The organism is Phycisphaerae bacterium, from assembly GCA_017999985.1.
GTDB lineage: Bacteria > Planctomycetota > Phycisphaerae > UBA1845 > Fen-1342 > JAGNKU01.
Window position 1 is genome coordinate 1 of sequence record JAGNKU010000027.1, and the last position, 20,028, is coordinate 20,028.

A 20,028-nucleotide genomic window follows, 5' to 3' on the forward strand; every position below is an offset into this window, starting at 1 on the left:
CGCAGGGTCCGCGGCGCATCGGGCGGCGCGTTGCGCTTCGTGTGGACGGCGTAGAAGACCTCCTCGACGTCGTAATCGACGCGCGTCACCTGATCGGACAGGATGCCGGCGTCGCTGGCACGCCGCTCGTGCTGCCGCATCTCGCGCGGCGGGAAGACGTGCCCGCAGGCCGGGCAGGTCGCGTAGCCCGCGGCCACCAGCTCGTGGCAGCTTGGGCACTCCTTTACCGGCGCTTCGCCGGCTCCGGGCGGCCGGCCGTCGACACAGAGCTGATCGACCGGCCCATGCCGCAGGACATTGCCGCCGAAATCGAGCACCACGCAGTCCGTCTTGCCCGGGTGCAGCCGGAATCCCCGCCCGACCATCTGGTAATACAGCCCGGGCGAGAGCGTCGGCCGCAGCAGCGCGACGCAGTCGATGTTCGGGGCGTCGAACCCGGTCGTGAGGACGTTGACGTTGACGAGATATTTGAGGTCGCCGCCCCGGAACCGCCGCAGCGTCTCGTCGCGCTCGAACGGCAGCGTGTCGCCGCAGACGAAGCCACACTCCACGCCGTGCCGGTCGTGCAGCACGCGCGCCACGTGCTGGGCGTGCGCCACGCCCGCCGCGAAGATCAGCACGGCCTGGCGTCCCTGCGTGTGTGCGATGATTTCCCGGCACGCGGCCTGGACGAGGTTGTCCTCGTCCATGAGCTGCTCGACCTCGCTGGCGACGTATTCACCGGCGCGGACGTGCAGCTTGTCGGTGTCGGGCTTCTGCGTGCCCGCCTTGGTGCGCAACGGGCACAGGTAGCCCTGCACGATCAGCTCGCGGACGCCAATCTCGTAGCAGACCGCGTTGAGGATGTTCTCCGGCGAACAGATCGTTCCGGTGCGCATCCGGAACGGCGTAGCCGTGAAGCCAATCACGCGCATCTGCGGGTTGATGCGGAGCATGTCCGCCAACAGCGTGCGGTACATGCCCTCGCCGTCGGGCGGAATCAGATGGGCCTCATCGACGATCACGAGGTCGACCCGGCCGATGTCGGCGGCGCGCTGATAGACCGACTGGATGCCCGCCACGGTAACGGCATAGCCCAGATCGCGGCGCTTCAGCCCGGCCGAGTACAGGCCGAAGGGCAGGTCGGGTGCGACGGCTCGCAGCTTCTCGGCCGCCTGCTCGAGCAACTCCTTCACGTGCGCCAGGACCAGCACTTTACCGCCCCAGAGCTGCACGGCGTCCCGGCAGATGTGCGCGACGACCGGCGTCTTGCCGCCGGCGGTCGGGATGACCACGCAGGGGTGGTCATCCCGCTCGCGCAGATGGCGGTAGACGGCCGCGACGGCCTCCAACTGGTAGGGACGCAGCTGCATCAGGCGCTCGCTCGGCGGGCCTCTTCCGGCAGAGGGAACAGCTCCTCGGTGGCTGCGTAGAGCTTGGTCATCGGCTCGCGGCTCAAGTACGCCTGCAGCGCCCGCTCCGTCTTCTGGTAGCGTTCGCGGCGCATGGCACTCGACGTGTGGCCCGCCGTCTTGATCAGGAACTGAATCAGCGTCAGCGCCGCCTGATCGCCCTCGTCCTGCGGCAGGCCCGTCTGCAGCACATCCGCGAAGCGCCGCAGGCGACCGCGGTCGCTCGAGTACCAGGCCCGCGCAAGCACCGCCCGGGTCGTCCCATTGGCCACGCCGCGGTAGCTGCTACGCGGCAGCAGCCGCATTGCGAAGCGGACCGCGTCGAGGTGGTTCCGCAACAGCACGTGCTCCTCGCCCGCCGACCGGCGGCGCGGCGCTTCACACGCCGAGAGCATCGCCCGCAGCGTCGCCAGCTCGGCGGCAGTGATCTTCCCGAGGTCGCCGCCCAGGCTGATGATCTGGTCGTTCGTGCGGATGCGGCCGGTGTCGACCGCCTCCATGATCTCCTCGGGCAGGTTGACGAAGATGCGCATCGGGACGGTGACACCCGACATCGCGACGGCCCACAGCCGATGCTGGCCATCCAGGAGCACGCGGTTCGGGCTGAAGGCGATGCCCTGGTGCGTGAGCCGCCACCGGCCGGAGCGCATCTCCTCCGCCAGATAGTCGACGTGCTTGTCGCTGAGCGAGCGGTTGCGCGTGTTGCAGTGGCTGATGATCTCCTCCGCCAGTTCCGGCGTGACGTCGACCACCGTCATGTAGGGGTCGTGACGACTGAACAGATCTTCGAGTTTCATGCGGTAACTCCTTCGAGGTGCTTGGTGAGGAAGGCCACGAGGGCCCGGAGGTAGGTCGTGTCGAACAGCTCGATGAGCGTGCGGGCGCCCATGACCGGGTCCTGGGGCATGCTGAGGGCCCGCATGGGCGGGGGGTTGCTGTGCCCCCGGATGGGCTGGAAGGCGTTCCTGGCGATGCGGCGCGGACCCCGGGCGCCGTGGCGGGCCGGGTAGCGCTTGCCGTCACGGCCGACGCGCGTCGGCAGGTTCGGAATTTCCGAACCTGAGCTCCGGGGCGCTTGCCGCTGCTCCAGGATCTCGCGGTGCCGTCGCACGGTCTTCTCGTCGACCCCGACGTGCTCCGCAATGGTCGGGTTTCCCAGGTCGGGGCGGAGCTTCAGCGCGCGCGTGACGGCCTTGGCCTTGTCCTCGTTCGTGCGCCGCAGCCCGTGCGCCTTGTTCGCCGCCACGCTCAGCCATCTGGCATCGGCCAGCTCGCCGGCGAGCACCTCGGCCTTGATCTGCGGCCGGTTCAGGCGGCGATGCGCGAAGAAGCGGTGGAACCCGTCCACGAGCCAGTGCGTCGCGCCGTCGTGGACGATCGTGACGGCGGGGAATTCGGTGCCCGCCTCCAGCGCCTCGGCGTACTCCTGCACGATGCCCGGGTTGATCGCTGTGCGGGGCTGCGTTTCGCCATCGATCCGCACGACCGCCAGGTCGATCAGTTGCTCAGCCATATGGGTTCTCCTCTCAGTTCAGGGATGGGGACCACCCGCCCGCCTCCCGGTCGCGGGCGGTCCAGATGTCCGCGTCAGTCGGGGGCGGCGGCCTGTTCGCCAGGTCGCGAATCGTCACGATCACGCGTCCGCCGCGCACGACCTGTGTCCGGTGAATCAACAGCCAGACGATCCGGCTGTCGTCGGGGAACGCGCCGCCGTGCTGGCAGGCGTCGAGCACGGCCTTCAGCAGGTTGTCGATATCGCGGCGCCGGCGGTCGGGCGGGTACACCTCCACCGTCACCGCCAGCCGGCCTTGCGCCGGCGACAGGCGGCGCGCTGCCAGAATGCGCGCTACCCGTCGTCGGAACTCCCGCCCGGCCCGGCTGATCAGCGTCCGCGGGCCGACTCGCCGGTAGTAGTGGTTCACCGACGGCGGCCAGGGCAGCTCGATCGTCACCGGCGCTACCGCTGCCATGGCGCTTTCCCGTTGCCGATCACCGCCGGTCGCGCCGCAGCCGCGCCCTTCTTCTCGTAGCCCTTGATGACGTTCGTCGGCTCGCCGGTGTCGTCGCGGTTCTTGACGCCGACCTTGACGGTCAGCGGGAGGTTGTGCAGCTCGACCGAGTCCTGTGGCGCCAGCACGCCCACCGCCCGGCAGATCGCCGACAGCTCCGCGCGGGCGATCTTGACCGCCGTCGCGTCGGGGTTGTCGAGGTTCAGGCGGGCCCACAGGTTCCGCCCCTTGTGCTCGCCCTCGATGATCTGGAACGTCAGCTCCAGATACTGGCCGGTGCCCTTCTTGGTGGGCTTCATCTCGCTGGCGGTGATCACCGCCGTGTACTTCCCGGCCGGGACCGGATCGAACGCGAAGTTCGGGTCCACGGCGCCGGCGTCAAAGCCGTTCAGGTTCGCCACGTTCAGTCTCCTTCTGGGTTGGGGGTTTCCGTGTCAGCCAGGGGGTTCTCGCCGCGCAGGAAGGCGGCGTAGATGCGGTAGTCCAGGGGGATCTCCTCCGGCAGCCCGAGGCGGTTCTTGGCCACGTGCGCGGGCCGCTCGGTCGTGCAGAGGATGCGCACGCCGTCGCCGATTGCCTGCACGCGCTTGCGGTCGAACGCCTCGGTGGTGGTCTTGGTGTGGACCTTGTAGGTCGCGAACAGGACCTCGTCGGCCCATTCCTGGATCAGGGCCGACGCCAGCTTCTGAAGCCGCGGGCTGTAGCGGTCGTACGTGTCCAGGCGGGGATCGGCGAAGCGCTCGATCTGGGCGTGGGCGATCAGGATAACGCCCAGACCGCGGTCGTTCCGCAGCGCATCCAGCCCGGCCAGCACCTCGCGCCACGGCGTCAGCGCGAACACGTAGCCCTTGCCGTAGGGGATGTCCTCGATACTCTCGACGCCGCGTTCCTTGCAGATGCGCGCGAAGACGAGCGTCTGGAGCCAGTCCAGCGAGTCGATGACGACCGTCTGGTACTCGTGCGGCTCGGTGTACAGCTCGCCCAGCGCCGCGATCACGTCGGCGACGCTGCCCGCCAGCGGGAACCGGTGGCAGTCAATGCCAGCCAGCCCGTCCTCGGTGGGGATGAAGATCGGACGGGGGGCCATCGCGGCGAACGTGCTCTTGCCCACGCCGCCCACGCCGTAAATCACCGTTCGCCGCGGGGCGCTGACCACCCCCCGTTGCACCTGTTCCAGCAGCTTCATGTGTTCGTTCTCCTTCGTGCCTTCTGCCATGAATCCGGGCGCGGGGCCGGTACAGGGAGTCCGGGCCGTTTCGAGCGAGGGGGAGGAGGTGTGGGGTTGACGGCCACGCCATCCGGCCCCGCGCCCGGGCTCACAGGCGGTCGATCACGCGCAGCCCCTCGTAACGGGTGAACCAGTTGCCGGTCGCGCGGCAGCGGCGCAGCTCGGCCATTGCCTCCTCGTTCTGGGCCTGCGCCTGGTCGAGCACTTCCGACGCGATCCGCCAGACGCCGACGCGGAACGGCTCGCGCTTCTCGACGGCCACAATGTGCACGGGGAGAACGTGGCCGCTGACCAGCGCGACGAGCGCGCGGTAGAACGCGACCTGATGGACGTACCCCAGCGCGCGGAGCGCGAACTCGAACGAGTCCAGGTCGTCCGTGGTCTTCAGGTCGACCATCCCGTGCTCGAGCCGCGGGCTGATCCAGTCGATCCGCGCCTGGCACTGGAACTGCGCGTACTCGCAGCGCACGACGCCTTCGGCGACGCCCTCCGCCAGCAGCTCGCCCGCCAGCGCGTGCCCCTTCACCGCCGCGGCCATCTGCTCGACCAACGCGGCATGGGCATCGCTGAGCACGGGCCGGTTCTGCCGTTCGGCCCACTCCGCGAACGCCTTCGTGTTCGAGCCGAACGGCTGGCCCGTCTTCGGATTGATTGGCCCGCCGACGGCGAACTCGCGCTGGTAGCGCTCGCGGCCCTCCAGGATCAGCGCGTGCGCCGCTCGGCCGATCAGGTAGGCCGTCGTGTCCCGCTCCGGCACGAGACCGAGTTCCTTCTTGCGGAACAGCAGCGGACACCGGCGGAAGTCGTTCAGGGTGTGCGATGTGACGTGGTCCGCGCTTTTGGCGTGATAAACGTCTGCGGGCTCGCGGATCAGAAAATGCAGGTTCAGCGAATCAGGCTGCGTGGGCTTCATGCCCAGGTCCTCCGGCTGGTAGTCGCGGCGATAGTCCCCTTGACCGAGTGACACGAGTGGCACGCGTGCGGATGTCACAAGCTGACCTCCGCGCCGACCTCCGGTCCGGTGTGAGCCCCGGCGCCGGCGTTCTTCGGACCCTCGATGCGCCGCACCTCAAAGCGCGTCTCACCGAACTCGCGCGTGAGGAAAGCTGTGAAGATGCGGACGACCGCACTGCCAACCTCGGTATTTGCATCCACGAGCAGCGCGCGCTGCGGTTCGTCCAAGCGGTAACCCGCCTCCATCCGGACGCGGGCCCCGCCGAACAGCCCCTCCGCGGCGAGAATGGCCAACTGCAGGGACATCTCGGCCTCGTCGAGGGGCACGTCAGGTTTGAGCAGGAATCGATACACGCCCGAGGTCATCAGCGGTCTCCCGTCACGAGCCCGGTTGGCTCTCCATCCGGCTACCTATGCCGTGCCCGTCTGGCGTGTCCGCCCCCGTGGTGAGGTCCAGGCCTGCCGCCGTGAAGCGCCGCCGCAGCTCAGCGATCGCGTTGCCAACCTGACGACGCGAAATGCCCAACTCGCGGGCGACGGAAGCGACGTTGCCGTCCACCAGCCGGGCGCAGACCTCCGCCAGGGGGGCGGGTAGGCCGGCGACAACACGGGCAACGGCGGCGCGCATGTCGCGCGTGGCCTGTGGATCGCCAGCGGCCAGCCCAAGCCGGCGCAGGCCGTCGTCCTCAGCCAGCGCCCCCGCGCCGGATACGGGTTCGTCGGTCACGTTCTCGCGCAGCGTCTCGATCGAGCGCGCGAAGAAGCCTGGCGCCCGTTTCGCGCGGCGCCGATCGCGTACGAGCATGGCAGCGTGCGAGTCCACGATGCGGTTGATGAAGGTGGTGAGCTTGGCCTTGTCCGGATCGAACTTGCCGATGTGCTTGAGGACGTACAGCAGCAGTTCCTGCTGCAGGTCCTCGCGCTCGTAGCGTTCGAACCAGGGCGTCCGGATGAGCTGTCGGGCTTTGATGCGGATGAGTTTTTGGGTGTAGGCGCCGAGGACGGCGCCACGGGCGGATTCGGCTTCCACGGGTGGCCTCCGGGGCCGGAGGCGGGGCCGTGGGTGTCAGCCGAACTCAGCGCGCAGTAAGAGCGCTGGCCGCGATGCGGAGGGTTGAGCGATCGCCGGCTACGGCGACACCCAACGACCTCCGCATTCGCGGCCAGTCAGTTGACGAGTCGTTTATCTGGTTTTGGGCACACTGGACCGGGCGTGAACCGGGCTACACGTTGACGTCCTCCTCGAGGGTCAGATCGACCGGCAGACCGTCCTGCACTTCGATGCTGACGATCATGCCGTTCTGTACGCGGCGCAGCCGCTCGATCAGATCAAGGTGGTGCGCCTTGAGCTTGAAATCCTCCGCCATCGGCTGCGTGTGGCGCCCCGCATCGGGCTTGCCGAGCCGGAACTTGCGCCGGGCGCGCGGCTGTGCTGTGAAAACGAGCTGGCCGTCCCGCACGGCGATGTTCGTCAGCCAGCCATACCCCACCTGACGCGAAAGCGCGATCAGCTTCTGTTCATCCGGACGCAGGTTGCGCACGCTGGCATCCGTGACAGACGCGCCCTGCGGCCCGGACTTGATTCTGCTCTTACTCATGCTTCCGTTCCCTGAATCGCCTGTGTATTGGCCGGTAAACACTGTGGACAAAAAAACAAGCCGCGGTCGCCGCTACCTTCTGCGGTCCGTCCGGATCACGAGCTGCAGCTGCTCCAGTCGGATGCGCATCGCCTCCGCGGACACCTGAAACCGCGCCGCAAACGGCCGGCTGAAATGCTCGAGCAGCACGTCGTCCGGCCCCCGTTCGTCATAGGGCGACAGCACAGAGCGTAGCACCGCGCGCAGCGTGGCGTACGAGCTGCGCTCGTCGACGGCATCAACACAGAACGGGCTGTCGCTGCCGCGAATGTCGCGCCAGACCTGGCGAACCAGCAGCCGCGGCATGAGCAGGCACGAGGCAAAGAGGTTCGCCTGCACCTCAATCCGCTGCCGTTCGCGGCTGCGCCCGCCATGCGAGGTATGCTCGGTAGCCAGCTCCACCAGCGTGGCGCCCTGGAGGTGACGGTGCAGCACCCAGTGGCCGACCTCATGCGCCAGCGTGAAGCGGTAGCGCCCTTCCTGCCGCGGGTGCGCGTTCGGGTCGAGGTGACCGTCGATGGCGACGCACCGCTCGTTGGTCAGCAGGGCGCCCAGCACCCCGGGCCGGCCCAGCCGTTCGCGCAGATCGCCGAACTCCAGTTGCAGACCCAGATGCAGTTCCAGGATCTCGTCGATCGGCACGGGTGGCTCCGCCACCGGTCCGTGCCGGCGTTCATAGTCCGCCAGCAGCGCCATCGCCCGCCGCTCGATCTCGCGCGCGGTCAGGTACGGCACCTGCCGCGGCGTTTCCCCTGATGCCCACGTACTCACGGCCCAGACCTCCGGTTCTCCGCGTTGAGCCGTTTCGCCTGCTCCACAAAGTCCTGCAGCTGCGCGCGTGTCAGCCCGCGCGCCTCGCGCAGGAAGGCTGCCAACTCGAGCGGCTGGGAACGGATGATCGCGGGCAGGTCCTGAGGCATGCGGCCGGCGAGGGCGATCAGCGCATCGGCAGGTTCGTCCAGGAGCTGCGCCATCCGCGCGACGCGTTCGGCCGTCGGCGGATCGACGTTGCCCTGTTCGACCTGCGACACGTACGTCGGGCTGACGCCGACGAGTTGCGCGAAGCGCCGCAGCCCGAGCCCCTTGGCCAGCCGCTTGCGGCGGATGGCCTCACCAAAATGGCGGTCGGAGCCGGAGCGCAGGCGCTCCGCCTGCGCGGTAGTTCGTGTTGCGTGATCCATGTCGCCGAGGCACGCCCGGACGCCCGACGGAGCGGGCGCACGGCATGCGGTTTATGCGCCGGCGGCCCCCATCCTTGGGTGGCGATTCCTTGGCCTGCCGCCGGCAATTCCGGGCTGGCATCGGTCGAACGCCCTTCGACCGATCATGTTGTTAGGGTAATGTTCGGCACGATGTTTGTCAAGCCCGGATGCGCTTTTCTGCAACTTGCTGGCCGAGTGGAGGTTGTGCGCCGCCGATCAAGCGTTAAGGGCATTCCACAGCTGCCGCTGTGCCTGCCAGCGCGTCTGGGCCGCGATTGGCCGTAGCATCCGCTCGTGGATCGTGTCGCGACCGCAGGTAACGAGCGGCAGGAAAAGCAGTTGCTCCTGGATGTCGGGGGCGAGGTGGTTGAGGTTCATGATCTGCGTCAAGCGTGGCTGTGTGATGTGTGCGAGGCGAGCCAGGTCGGACTGGTCGGTGACCCTGCCCTCGCGGATCAGCCCGTCGAAACGGATCGCCAGGGCCATCAGGCGCGCTACGCGCGGCACGCGGCCCGGCGACGGCGCGGGAATATCCTCGGTGACGGGCTTCGCCACGCGTCGCCCATGGGCCCGCCGCACGAAATGCACCTTGCGTTTCACGGTGATCACGCCGCGTCCTCCACGTGCGCGTCTGCACCGGCGCCGCCCGCCAGCGCCCGGATGCCCGTCGGGTGGAACGTCAGCTCGATCGTGCTGTCGGTCGGGTCGAATTCGACACGCGCGACAAGCAGGTGGACGAGCCGCGCCTGCTCGCGTGGGCTGAGGGCACGCCAGACGTTGTCGAAGTCGGCGGACGCTGCCGCCACGTCCGCCTCGGTCACGAGGTCGCGCTGGAGCTCGACCGTCTGCGCGGCGATCTCGGCCACCCGGTGCTCGGCGTCGCGGATCTGTTCGTTGAGGTGGGCGATCTGGGCACTCGCCGCCGGCGACGCCGGGGTGGACGCGAGCTCGCGAATTCCGGTGTACGCCCGGGCCAGTCCGCGCTCCAGACTGCGGCGCTCGACCGCGAGCCGCTCCGTCTGAGTCCGCACGTGGCGCTGCGCTTCGGCCAGCGTCTCGCCCAGCAGCTCGGCGTCTTGACCGATGCAGCGGATCTGGTCGACCACCGCCCGGTCGATCTCCGCCGCCGGCAGCGACTTGGTCGGGCAGTTGTCCCAGCCCTTCTTGATCGCGTTGGTGCAGACGTAGTAGCGATAGTGCTTATTGCCGCGGCCGGTGAACGTGTGCGTCATCACGCGACCGCACGCCTTGCAGTACAGGAGGCCGCGCAGCAGGGCGCCGTGCCGGTTCCGCACCTCCGCGCATCCGGAACGCCCGTTCTGCTGCAGTCGCGTCTGTACGCTTCGGAACAGCTCCTCCGGCACGATCGCTTCGTGCTCGCCGGCGAAGACATCACGGCGGTAGCGGACCTTCCCGATGTAGAGCACGTTCCGCAGCAGGCTGTATAGGTTGCACTTGTCGAACGGGAGGTCACCTTTCGCCTTGCCGGACCTGGTCGTCCAGCGCTTCGTCGTCCACCCGCGCCGCCGCAGCTCGCCCGCCACGCTCAAGAGCGACCCACGTTCGGCGTACAGCTCGAAGATCTCGCGCACGCGGGCAGCCTCGATCGCGTTGACTACGAGCTTGGGCCCGCCGCTGGAGCGGTCGACGTCGTAGCCCAGAATTGGGCTGCCGCCGGTCCACTTCCCCTTCTGGCGCGACGCGGCCAGCTTGTCGCGGATGCGCTCGCCGATGATCTCGCGCTCGAATTGGGCGAAGGACAGGAGGATGTTAAGCGTCAGCCGGCCCATCGAATTGGTGGTGTTGAAGTGCTGGGTGACCGAGACGAACGACACATTGTGGCGCTCGAACGTCTCCACGATCCTGGCAAAGTCCATCAACGATCGGCTGAGGCGGTCGACCTTGTAGACGACCACGCAGTCGACCTTGCCCGCGTCGATGTCGGTTAGGAGCTGCTTGAGCCCCGGCCGCTCCATGTTCCCGCCCGTGAAACCGCCGTCGTCATACCGATCTGGCAGGCACACCCAGCCCTCGGCCTTCTGGCTGGCGATGTAGGCCTCCGCGGCCTCGCGCTGGGCGTCGAGCGAGTTAAAGTCCTGCTGCAGCCCCTCGTCGCTGCTCTTGCGCGTGTAGATCGCGCAGCGCACCTGGACGCTGGGCGGAGCCGGTACACTCGCCCGCCGGCGCGTCATGACGTCACCCCGAGCCGGAAGAACCGGAAGCCGTTCATGTGCGAGCCGGTGATGGCCGTCGTGACTGCGCTGAGCGATTTGTAGCGCTGGCCGTCGTACTCGAAACCGTCCGGCAGGACCACGACGTTGATCGTGCGGCCCTTGTACTTGCGCGTGATCGCTGCGCCGGGTGCGGGCAGACGCGAGTCGGTCGTTACCGGCACGCGCACCACGGCGGCGCCGGCCGCCGGCGGGGCCACGAGCGGCTTGGCGCCGTGGCGCGGCGGCATCACGCGCACGTCCGCGTCGTTGGCCAGCTCGGCAGCGCGCTGCAGCGCCCGTTCCGTAAGCCCGCCCTCGGCGTTCGCCTGGAGTCGCCACGCGATCCGGCGAATCAGGTAGCGCCGGTGCCGGCTACGTGATGGCTCACCGAAGACGTCCTCGTAGCGTTCATGCAGCTCGCCCACCGACATGTTTTCAAGGGCGGCGAGTTGCGTCTCGACCTCAAGGCTCATGCGTCTTCTCCGTCGCCCCGCGCTGATAACCCGCGGGTACCGTCAGACACACTGAGCCTCGTTTCGCCGGAAAGCTCAAGGCGATTCGCGAGGATTTCGACCGGGTTCTGGGCCGCGTCGAAGCCAGCCGCATGCATGCGGCGTCGCCAGCGAAGCAGGCCCCGGGCCAGCACGCGGGCAACCTCCTGTTCGGCGTCGAGATTCATGCGTCATCTCCGTTCTTCCGCGGGGATAGCCCGCGGCCGTCGGCCGACGCACTCAGCCTCGTTTCGCGGGAAACCTCAAGGCATGTGCCGGGATCTCCGCGAGCCTGCGCGTCGAGCCCGTCAGCGCGGCGCCGCTGTCGCCAGCGTAGCAGGCCACGCGTCAGAATCTGGGCGACTTCGCGGCGCCGTTCATGGGGCGCGATGTCTCGGATTGGGTACGGCAAAGCCATGAACGGGTCCCACTGGCAGGTCGGTCGTCAGGGCTGGGACGCCCCAGCCCACTACCCGTTCACCTATGCCGTCGCTCCTCTGAGTGTTCGATCTGAACGAAACAAGCCTTCCTTCGCGATCGGCGCGTCGTCCGACGGGACGCGGGCCAGCGCGGCCCACTACTGGTTACATACGCGGCGCGTTAACAAAATGGTCGTGAACCCGCAGAGCATCCGAACTATGGTTCGCCGGCCGGTTCGGTTGATGGGTTTTGCACGCTGCGCGCGTGGGCGAGCCTCTCCGGCCGGAAGACGTCACCGACGAGTACATCCGCAGCCTTGGCGCGTCCTGATCGCGCAGCGACGGAAACGCCTCGACCTTCGGCTGCGGTAAAATGGCATCGCCGAACCCGACGTCGACCTGCATCGGTAGCCGGCCACGTCGCCGCCGACACGCGTCGACCGGCCCAGCGAACGGGCCCGTGCGGACGCTCTGCGCGGGTAACTTGTCGAGAGCACGCGGAGTTGCTTCCCTAGATCACGTTAGTCTACAGCAACAATAGAGTTATGCCCGCTCGGCATGCGAGTTGTGCACAGCATGGTGACCGCGTCCCAGCTTTTCGTGCTCGGCCTGCGTTGCAGTCCTGCAACAATGCAAGCGTTTGCGGACCGGGTTCTATGGAGCACGTGCTCATTCAGCGCGGATTTTCTGAGCGCGAACGCTGGCGCCACCGTTGGGTAGTTCTGGTGCTGGTGGTCAAATGTCGCGCCTGCCAAGCTAGTGCGGCTGGCTTTGTCGCTGCGATCGGCAGAAAAACCAGCATGGCGGTTGACGGCAGGCTGGGAGAAGCTACAGTGCCTATCGAAGGCTCGCGCACGGTCTAGCGCGTCTGAGGGGCGTGCGAACGCGAGGGTGGGGTGGCTTCGATCCGCGCTGGTGATGATCCACGCGGCTGTGTCGGCTGCACACGGGTGGTTGTGTCGAACCGTTGAACACGCAGTGCCTGTGCGCCAGAGGTTCTCGAACCTCTGGCCAGGCATTGACCTCTGTTCCGTCTCGCGGGTGTGGTTCGTTCCGCTTTTTCCGGTATCGTGGAGGGTGTTTCGATGAACTCGCGTTTCCAAAATGTGTGGGTTGTCGCTCTCGCGTGTTGCGTTCTCTGCATCCCCGGCTATGCGTACAATTCGTTCGACGTCTCGAATTCTGAACCTTGTCCTGGTGATGACGTCACCATTGTCGCGACTTGGTGCCCGCCGCCGGCGAAGGACTGGATGCCACCGGATCCCACTATTGCCATTCTCTCCGGCAATCCGAGCCCGTTCCTGGTCCTCGTGGCCTCGGGCACAACCACCGAGGGTGGCTGGTGGCAATACCGCGCCGGACCAAACCCCGGACGTTTGCAGATCACGGTCACAAGCGGTGATCCAACGAAACGCACATATTCCGCGTCCATTAAGATCCGTGGCGAAGCGGACACTGGCGGAGGCTGCGTTACTTGCGGCGCAGGCGGTGCTGGCGGAGGTGGGAGCCTCGGCTCCGAAAGCGTTTCAATCGGGGACGGTCCTCTAGTCGAGTTTGCGGTGGGCTCGATCCAGGCCGACCCGCAAAGCCCCGTTCATCAAGTCCGGCTGGTTCTGGCAGCGCAGACGCCCAGTCTCGCGCTCGCGGATCCAGACCTGCTTCAGATTTCCGGCGTACCGCTTTGGGGCGTGTGGCCCGACAGGATATGCGATTTCCGCAACAACCCGGACGCGTGCTTGGCCCATGACACGTGCGGAATCCTGTCCGTTGACGGCGCCGATTCGTCGGCCGTGGTGCGCGTGATCAGCAGCACGGAGTATGAGATTCGGCTGCACGCCTCTGAGGCGGACGTGAACTACGATTCGCCCTGCAGCTATCCGAACAAGGGGGGCTGCTGTCCGTACGGTGCCATGCTCCTCAAGTGGCAGGTATCCAGCCCGGATTGCGACCACTTGGTGATCACGCGAAGAGGATCGGATAACGCGATCGAAGTCCGGTACGACATTGAATGCACGGACGGCAATCGCTCCTGGCAGGTCACGACCGGCGACGGAAGTGTCGAGTACCGGCGTGAGGCCGTCGTCTGGGAATCGGATCAGCAACTCGGGCAATGGCGACGCGATCGCACGATCGAGCTGCGGTCGAGTTCGGGGGCATGGTACACGGAGAGCAAGCGTAGTTCATGGCACGCGAGTGTCGATGATCCCTGGACCACGGAGATTGTCGACCCTGATGGGCCGAGTCCGGAAGTAACGACCCGCGAGTTCTATGCACCGCCGAGCGAATTCGCTGGCGCGGTAATGTGGCAGGAGAACGCCGACGGGTCATGGGTATGGTACGAATACCCGGTTGATTTCTCTGCGAACGCGACGGTGCGCGTGAATCGTGGGTGGAAGGACGACGCGCGCCCCACTTCAATCGCTAGCTGGGACACGTACACCGAGACGACCTATGAGCCCAAGGTGGAGGGCGTCGATGGGGAAGGTCATCCCCTCGCAGCCGGTCTCACGGTCGGCCTCGAAGAGACATATGTTGACAGCAGCCTGGTCAGCAAGTTCGAGAGCAACATCGTTCCGGACAACGTGGAACACATTCGTGCTGAGTGGCGGTACTGGAATCCCTCGTCTGCTCTTGTGACCACCGTCTCATTCTACCAGTACACACCTTACGGGTACTCGGTGGCGCCGTTTCCGCCTTTCCCGGCGGACCGCTGGCTCTGGCAGGAGATGCAGCAGCCCGATGGGGTGGTGACGACACGCAGTTTCACGGCCGAGTCGGCGACTTTCAACGAATCCGCGTGGACGGTGCAGTTGGGCGGTACGTACGGGAATACGATTAGGAGTCCGCGGAACTTCCCGGCCAGCAACAGCGTCGAGTCATTCGATGGGGCCGGTAGGCGCACCTTTGTGGGCTCCCGTTGGGACTCCGATGGCATGCCGGATGCACAGTACACGGAGTGGACCTTCTTCGGGTACGATAGCCGCGGGCGGCTCGCGCGGGAATGCTACTCGAACGGGACGCAGCGCATCACGGCTTGGGAAGATTGCTGCCGCAGGCGCACCGTAACCGACCCCGACGGCGTAAGAACGCGGTACGTGCAGGACCCCGCCGGACGGCCGATTCTCGAGGTGCGTGAGATCGGCGCGCAGAAGCGCGAGATCAAGCAGTACGTGTACGGCACCGAGACGTATGAGACGCGGGCCCTGCCGGCCGTAACGCTCCTGCACGGTTATGACGAGCAGGCCTTCGACGCGACCGTCGGCAGCTTCACCGTGCTGCGCAGAATGCGGACCATCTCTGACCTTGCCGGGCGCGTTGTGGCTGAGATTGACCTGGACGCGAGCGGCGCGGAACTGCTCAAGACGACGCACGCCTACGGCTTCACGACCGAAGATGGGCGAGAAGTTACCACGACCCGCCCGGACGGACAGACCGAGATTCGCGCGTACTACCGCGACGGGCAGATCAAGAGCGTGACCGGTACCGGTGTGGTGCCGACCTATTATGTTTACTCCGCTGCCCAGGGGAGTCTCACGACCACCGTCTACACTGGCAGCAACCCTTCGCCGCGCTATGTGACCACGACGCGCGATATGCTCGGTCGTGTGATGACCGAGCAACGTCCCGGCTGGAGCAGCACAGGTAGCGAGACGCTTACCACGACCTATTTCTACGACTCCCAGGGTGACTTGAAGAAGGTCGAGACGCGCAACTCCGCGGGGGGACTCGTGGCGGCACCGCAGCTCTATGAGTACGAGCGGTCCGGCACGCAGCTGGTAGCGCGCAGCGGCATCGAGCCCAGCGAGCCGTACGATGAGACGTTGGACACGACTGGCGACGACCGGTATACGGAGATGATCGAGTCGTCGGAAACGACAGGCGCGCTCACATACCGCGTGAAGACGACCAAGACCGTTGAGGCCGGCGGGGTTGAGCGTGTCCTCGCTGTCGAGAAGGAACTGGTCCGCGGATTCGGCACAGTCAATAACCCGGATGGCTCCGGCTGGAAAGTGATCGGCTGCGGGACGACTCAGGACGAGCGGGGCGACGAGATCATCGAGACGACCACGCTGAACGCTGTGGCGCACGCGCGGCGAGAACACTCCAAACACAGCGATTGGACGAACACCGCCGTTGCGACATGGGAATATGGGCGGCTCGCGTCGTTGCTCTCGCGAACGGCCGCGGAGACATCTTACGAATACGACGGAATCGGCCGCCAGACCCTCGCATCACGCGGAGGGATCTTGACTGGCACCGAGTACAACGCGATCGGCCGCGTCTGGAAAGTGAAGGACGCGGCCAATCGAACCACAGAGTATCTATACTACTTGCAAGGTGAACCGGGCGCCGGGCAAGTCAAGCAGGTGATCGACGCCCTCGGCAAGGATACGTACTACGCCTATGACGAATACGGCCGGATCGAGTACACGTGGGGTGGCACACCGCAGCCGAGCTGGATCCAATACACGCCGTACGGTGAGCGGTGGAAGCTGCATACGTATCGCGCCCCTGACACCGGCTGGGACGGCTCAAGCTGGCCGAGCGTGGGCAACGGCGACGTGACCGAATGGACCTACGATGACGCGACGGGGTTGCTGGAGCAGAAGAAGTACGCCGACAACACGGCCGTCGACTACCAGTACACCGCTAACGGGCAGCTCTTCCAGCGGCTGTGGGCCCGTACCGTCGCTGGACAGCAGGTCACAACCACCTACGGCTATGACCCACGGACTTCGGAGTTGCTCACAATCGCGCATAGCGACGGCACGCCCGCCGTGACAATGACGTACGAGCGGCGCGGCCGCCTGGACACCGTGACACAAGGCGGTCCATACGGCCTGAACTATGACTACGACTATTCGCAGTGGCCGACCAGCGTTAGCATCGCCACGAGCGGGCTCTACACCAAGACGCTGACGCAGACGTTTGACTCGGCCAAAGGCGGCCAGCTTACACAGCAGGCGATCGCCGGCGAGTACGTGGCGGACTACTCCTACACCGGGGCGACGGGCCGACTGGAGCGCGTCACAGGCCCGGGCCTACCGGGGGGAGGTGCCACCGACGGAGCGTGGTACGGCTATCAGGCCGCTAGAGACTCTGTCGGCAGCATCGGCTACGTGACAGCGGGGACCGAGCGTTTGAGCAGCGAGTGGTCGCCCGAGCCAGGTCGCGGCATTGTCGCAGTGGTTACGCACACCTGGAAACAGGGCCAAAGCACAGTACTGTCGCGTTATGATTACCGCAACCAGACCGTCGCGGCGGACGATCTCGGCCGACGGACGGACGTGGCCTATGACGGCCTGGCATTCACGCCGACGCTGACGCGAGATCTGGACTACAATAGCCGGAACGAATTGACCAGCACCGTGCAGACCGGCGGGGCGGGCGAGAACTGGAGCTATGCGTACGATCCAATCGGTAACCGCAAGACCTACACGGACGGCGGTCTCACGGTCACCTATGCCCGCAATCAACTGAACCAGTACACCCGCTGGGACCGCACCGGCGGCACGGTAGCACGCGAACGGTACGAATACGATGCCGACGGCAACCTCCGGCAGTCGTACGTCGCTGGCGATATGAACTGCAGCGGAACCGTGGGCAATGACGACCTGAACCTGTTCGTATCCGCCGTCACGTGCAGCCAGCAGCCGGACCCGCAAGCCTGCTGGGCACAGTATCAGACCGGCTGTCCACTGGAAAACGCGGACATCAACGGCGACGGCGTTGTGAGCTTTACCGACATCAACCCCTTCGTTTCGCTGATTTCCACCGGCAACGCAGCCGCGGCCAAAACATACACATGGGACGCCGAAAACCGGCTCACCGCGGTTCAGCCGGCATCCGGGACCGAGCAGGATGGACAGGTCAAGGTGGATTTCGCCTATGATCATCAGGGCCGCCGCGTGCGGAAGGCGGTCACGGTTTGGGATCAGACGCTCAACGGCGGCGCCGGCGACTGGTCGAGTGACCCGCTGAAGGGCGCGTACGTGCGGAAGTTCGTCTGGCAGGACTGGCTCATGCTGGCGGAACTCGACGAGAACGATGCCCCGGTGCGGCAGTACACGTGGGGCTTGGATCTCTCCGGCCTGAACGGGGCTGTAAACGACCGCAAGTCGGCCGGCGGCATCGGTGGCCTGCTGGCCGTGCATCAGCGTGTTTCGGCTGGGACCCAGCCAACGTATGTCGACTATGTGTTCTGCCACGACGCTCAGGGCAACGTCGGTCAGGTGGTAAACCTGTCGGCGAGCAGCGCGAACACGGCCCTGGTCGCGAAGTACGAATATGACCCGTACGGGAACGTCGTCGGACCGGACACCAATCAAGATGGCACGTTCGATGCAGCCGACAATCCCGGACCGTACGCGGCCGAAAACCCAATGCGGTTCAGCACGAAGTACTGGGATGACGAGACCAAGCTGGGGTATTGGGGATATCGCTACTACAGTGCGGCACTGGGGCGGTGGTTTGGTCGTGACCCGGTGCAAGAGCATAGTGATCCCAACTTGTTTGCGTACGTGAGAAACGCGCCGATGTTTGCCGTGGATCCTTTCGGCTTATTCGACGCAATCAATTGCATGAACGTCAATTGCGGAGAACCAGAGCCTCGGCCCTGCGATGGCAAATACTCATACGACCGAGACTGGTGGTGTCTGTGTGTTCAAGACTGTCGCAAAAAGAAGTGCCGTGCAGACGCCGAGGACTGTGTATTAGCCGTAGCTCCTAGTGCTATTGGTCTGGCCGGGTGTGCAGTCGGTTGTCTAACGTTAGTAACAGGGGGTCCGGCATACTTGTTATGCATGGCTGCCTGTGGCATTTCGGACCTGGTCGCTCCAACTTTGATTTGGAACGCGTGCAGTTTCCAATCTAGGACGTGTTCGCAGGCGGCCGAAGGAGCATATCGGAACTGCGCCAACTGATGCGTTCCATCAACAGTGGTCATAGCTACATGCTTTGGGCATCCAAGAAACTGTCGCCGAAGGCTCACGCTGCTATTGCCGTAGCAATGTACTGCCTCGCTGTCTGCATTTGTGCTTCCCACATGCTGGCCGTTGCGCGAGGCTGGTATATCGGAGTCATCAGCGCGACAGACAGCCCTATCGGCAACGCTGCAATAGAGTGCACGTCAGTGTGGTTCGTGATATGGACGGTTTACGAACTGGTATTGCATACTGCGCGAGGAGCTCGTTGTGTCCTTGCTATCTTTGTATCTGTGCCACCTCTAGTCGCTGGTGTGGCAACCTCTGTGCCTCAGATCTCGCATGAATGGGCTGTATCATGGTCATCGGGATGGATCGTTGCTGTTTCTGCGTTCCTCCCCGGCGCGTTTGGACTATGTGTTTCCGTATGGCTGGGTTGTTTCATCTTTTGGGGTGCCACGCGGTATGGGCACGCTAGGACTGGCCCGCCGCGCTGCTCTGGCTGTGGCTACAATCTGACGGGTCTTGTTTCAGAACGGTGCCCAGAGTGTGGGCGCGCCACGAAAAGCCCGGGAAAGGAGGACTGCGAAGTGGGTCCGTAGACCACACGCTCGAGACCTTTCACTGGAACCCCTCAGGTTACCAGTTCTGCCCGGCAGCGCTGACGGCCAGCCAGAAGCGCGTCTTGCGCGGTGTTGGGGCGCTCCGCACCGCGAAGTGTAGCCACTGAGTGCATAGACCGTGTGATTGAGCCTCGAAAGAGGGCTATTCGTGGGAGTCGATGTCATCCGCATCGTACGGAAGGCCACGTTGAACCGATGCAAGCGATCTGGCGGGCTCGATTCCATCGCGAAGTGAGGGACAGCCATCAATGTAGATCGCGTAGATCGAGGGTTGGTGACATCGGAAGTCCGACGCACTCCGTTTGCCGCGGCGGGCACTACCCGACGCGTGATGCGGTCTCACGACAAGATGGGTTTCGCTCTCGGCGCCAACTGACTGACAGAGTCAGCCCGCACATGGATCAGTGCTGGCACGCGCCGCGATTCTCTCCGCGGAGCCGAACAGATTTCCATCCGCCCCATCATCATCCAACAGATGTGCGTACACGTTCGTGACGCTCAGGCTGGAGTGCCCCAGTGCCTGCTGGACGGCGACCGGCGACACGCCCCGCGCCAGCGCGAACGACGCGAACGTGTGCCGGCCGTGGTGGATCGTCAACCCCGCCGTCCGCTCGGTGCCCCGCACGCGACACGCGACCTTGAACCGCGCCCGCTGACAGCCCGCGCGTTTGCTGCAGGAGAATGAATACCTGAAGCGGATGCTCTTCGGCCGGCGCAGTGAGAAGCTGGCCGACGATCCGAGCTAGGGGCGGCTGTTCGGCGACGCCTTGGCTCCCGCGGCAGCGGTGCGCAAGGCGTGTCGCCCAGGTTGCGGTGGCGGCTGACATAACCTGAGATTCGACGCCAGAACCGCTTGCCCTGGCGACCTGCTACGCACGGCCCGGATGGTCCACGTCTCCGTCGGGAGACCTCGCTCGAACGGGGTTGCTGCCCCTCTA

18 protein-coding genes are annotated in these 20,028 nt (G+C 65.7%); 1 reads left to right on the top strand and 17 read right to left on the bottom strand.

What is annotated here, in order from left to right; translation table 11 throughout:
• The 16 genes from KA383_20270 to KA383_20345 form a co-directional block, all read right to left on the bottom strand.
• Window positions 1-1,352: DEAD/DEAH box helicase family protein (locus KA383_20270; GenBank protein MBP7748458.1), on the bottom strand; the 1,352-nt coding region annotated here is incomplete at its 3' end.
• The gene (locus tag KA383_20275) at window positions 1,352-2,188 is read right to left on the bottom strand and encodes a hypothetical protein (protein ID MBP7748459.1); all 837 of its coding nucleotides are present in this window, start codon (window positions 2,186-2,188) and stop codon (window positions 1,352-1,354) included. The genes KA383_20270 and KA383_20275, both read right to left, overlap by 1 nt.
• A complete protein-coding gene (locus KA383_20280; GenBank protein ID MBP7748460.1) occupies window positions 2,185-2,904 on the bottom strand; it encodes a hypothetical protein in 720 nt (239 codons plus the stop codon). Before KA383_20280 ends, KA383_20275 begins: the two co-directional genes overlap by 4 nt.
• 13 nt (window positions 2,905-2,917) lie before the next feature.
• Window positions 2,918-3,361 carry a RusA family crossover junction endodeoxyribonuclease gene (locus tag KA383_20285; protein ID MBP7748461.1) on the bottom strand — a complete coding sequence of 148 codons (444 nt, stop codon included), beginning with the start codon at window positions 3,359-3,361 and terminating at the stop codon, window positions 2,918-2,920.
• Entirely contained in the window at window positions 3,349-3,801 is a 453-nt protein-coding gene (locus KA383_20290) for a DUF669 domain-containing protein (GenBank protein ID MBP7748462.1), read from the bottom strand. The genes KA383_20285 and KA383_20290 overlap by 13 nt, the downstream gene beginning before the upstream one ends.
• Window positions 3,802-3,803: 2 nt before the next feature.
• Window positions 3,804-4,586, bottom strand: a complete 783-nt coding sequence (locus KA383_20295) for an ATP-binding protein (protein MBP7748463.1) — start codon at window positions 4,584-4,586, stop codon at window positions 3,804-3,806.
• A 130-nt stretch (window positions 4,587-4,716) separates the two neighbouring features.
• Entirely contained in the window at window positions 4,717-5,619 is a 903-nt protein-coding gene (locus KA383_20300; protein MBP7748464.1) for a PD-(D/E)XK nuclease-like domain-containing protein, read from the bottom strand.
• Window positions 5,616-5,948, bottom strand: coding sequence for a hypothetical protein (locus KA383_20305; protein MBP7748465.1), 333 nt, complete (start codon window positions 5,946-5,948; stop codon window positions 5,616-5,618). The genes KA383_20300 and KA383_20305 overlap by 4 nt, the downstream gene beginning before the upstream one ends.
• Window positions 5,949-5,961: 13 nt before the next feature.
• On the bottom strand, window positions 5,962-6,612 hold the full coding sequence (locus KA383_20310; protein ID MBP7748466.1) for a sigma-70 family RNA polymerase sigma factor: 651 nt from the start codon (window positions 6,610-6,612) through the stop codon (window positions 5,962-5,964).
• A gap of 193 nt (window positions 6,613-6,805) precedes the next feature.
• On the bottom strand, window positions 6,806-7,180 hold the full coding sequence (locus KA383_20315; protein ID MBP7748467.1) for a hypothetical protein: 375 nt from the start codon (window positions 7,178-7,180) through the stop codon (window positions 6,806-6,808).
• Window positions 7,181-7,252: 72 nt separating this feature from the next.
• A complete protein-coding gene (locus tag KA383_20320; GenBank protein ID MBP7748468.1) occupies window positions 7,253-7,990 on the bottom strand; it encodes an ImmA/IrrE family metallo-endopeptidase in 738 nt (245 codons plus the stop codon).
• Window positions 7,987-8,400 carry a helix-turn-helix transcriptional regulator gene (locus KA383_20325; GenBank protein ID MBP7748469.1) on the bottom strand — a complete coding sequence of 138 codons (414 nt, stop codon included), beginning with the start codon at window positions 8,398-8,400 and terminating at the stop codon, window positions 7,987-7,989. Before KA383_20325 ends, KA383_20320 begins: the two co-directional genes overlap by 4 nt.
• Window positions 8,401-8,637: 237 nt before the next feature.
• On the bottom strand, window positions 8,638-9,030 hold the full coding sequence (locus tag KA383_20330; protein MBP7748470.1) for a hypothetical protein: 393 nt from the start codon (window positions 9,028-9,030) through the stop codon (window positions 8,638-8,640).
• A complete protein-coding gene (locus KA383_20335; GenBank protein ID MBP7748471.1) occupies window positions 9,027-10,613 on the bottom strand; it encodes a recombinase family protein in 1,587 nt (528 codons plus the stop codon). Before KA383_20335 ends, KA383_20330 begins: the two co-directional genes overlap by 4 nt.
• Window positions 10,610-11,107 (bottom strand): DUF2924 domain-containing protein, encoded by a 498-nt coding sequence (locus KA383_20340; protein ID MBP7748472.1) that lies wholly within the window; start codon window positions 11,105-11,107, stop codon window positions 10,610-10,612. The genes KA383_20335 and KA383_20340 overlap by 4 nt, the downstream gene beginning before the upstream one ends.
• Window positions 11,104-11,313, bottom strand: a complete 210-nt coding sequence (locus KA383_20345; GenBank protein ID MBP7748473.1) for a hypothetical protein — start codon at window positions 11,311-11,313, stop codon at window positions 11,104-11,106. The genes KA383_20340 and KA383_20345 overlap by 4 nt, the downstream gene beginning before the upstream one ends.
• A gap of 1,790 nt (window positions 11,314-13,103) precedes the next feature.
• Between KA383_20345 and KA383_20350 the strand changes: the two genes are divergently transcribed.
• The gene (locus KA383_20350; protein MBP7748474.1) at window positions 13,104-18,467 is read left to right on the top strand and encodes an RHS repeat-associated core domain-containing protein; all 5,364 of its coding nucleotides are present in this window, start codon (window positions 13,104-13,106) and stop codon (window positions 18,465-18,467) included.
• 1,008 nt (window positions 18,468-19,475) lie between these two features.
• Here KA383_20350 and KA383_20355 read toward each other — a convergent pair.
• Window positions 19,476-19,808: a tyrosine-type recombinase/integrase gene (locus KA383_20355; GenBank protein ID MBP7748475.1), complete on the bottom strand. Its 333-nt coding sequence runs from the start codon at window positions 19,806-19,808 to the stop codon at window positions 19,476-19,478.
• Between the last annotated feature and the right edge of the window lie 220 nt (window positions 19,809-20,028).

Coding starts and splice junctions, on each gene's coding strand:
- KA383_20335 (MBP7748471.1), bottom strand. CDS start 10,613: ATGACGCGCCGGCGGGCGAGTGTACCGGCTCCGCCCAGCGTCCAGGTG.
- KA383_20280 (MBP7748460.1), bottom strand. CDS start 2,904: ATGGCTGAGCAACTGATCGACCTGGCGGTCGTGCGGATCGATGGCGAA.
- KA383_20275 (MBP7748459.1), bottom strand. CDS start 2,188: ATGAAACTCGAAGATCTGTTCAGTCGTCACGACCCCTACATGACGGTG.
- KA383_20340 (MBP7748472.1), bottom strand. CDS start 11,107: ATGAGCCTTGAGGTCGAGACGCAACTCGCCGCCCTTGAAAACATGTCG.
- KA383_20315 (MBP7748467.1), bottom strand. CDS start 7,180: ATGAGTAAGAGCAGAATCAAGTCCGGGCCGCAGGGCGCGTCTGTCACG.
- KA383_20325 (MBP7748469.1), bottom strand. CDS start 8,400: ATGGATCACGCAACACGAACTACCGCGCAGGCGGAGCGCCTGCGCTCC.
- KA383_20345 (MBP7748473.1), bottom strand. CDS start 11,313: ATGAATCTCGACGCCGAACAGGAGGTTGCCCGCGTGCTGGCCCGGGGC.
- KA383_20295 (MBP7748463.1), bottom strand. CDS start 4,586: ATGAAGCTGCTGGAACAGGTGCAACGGGGGGTGGTCAGCGCCCCGCGG.
- KA383_20305 (MBP7748465.1), bottom strand. CDS start 5,948: ATGACCTCGGGCGTGTATCGATTCCTGCTCAAACCTGACGTGCCCCTC.
- KA383_20285 (MBP7748461.1), bottom strand. CDS start 3,361: ATGGCAGCGGTAGCGCCGGTGACGATCGAGCTGCCCTGGCCGCCGTCG.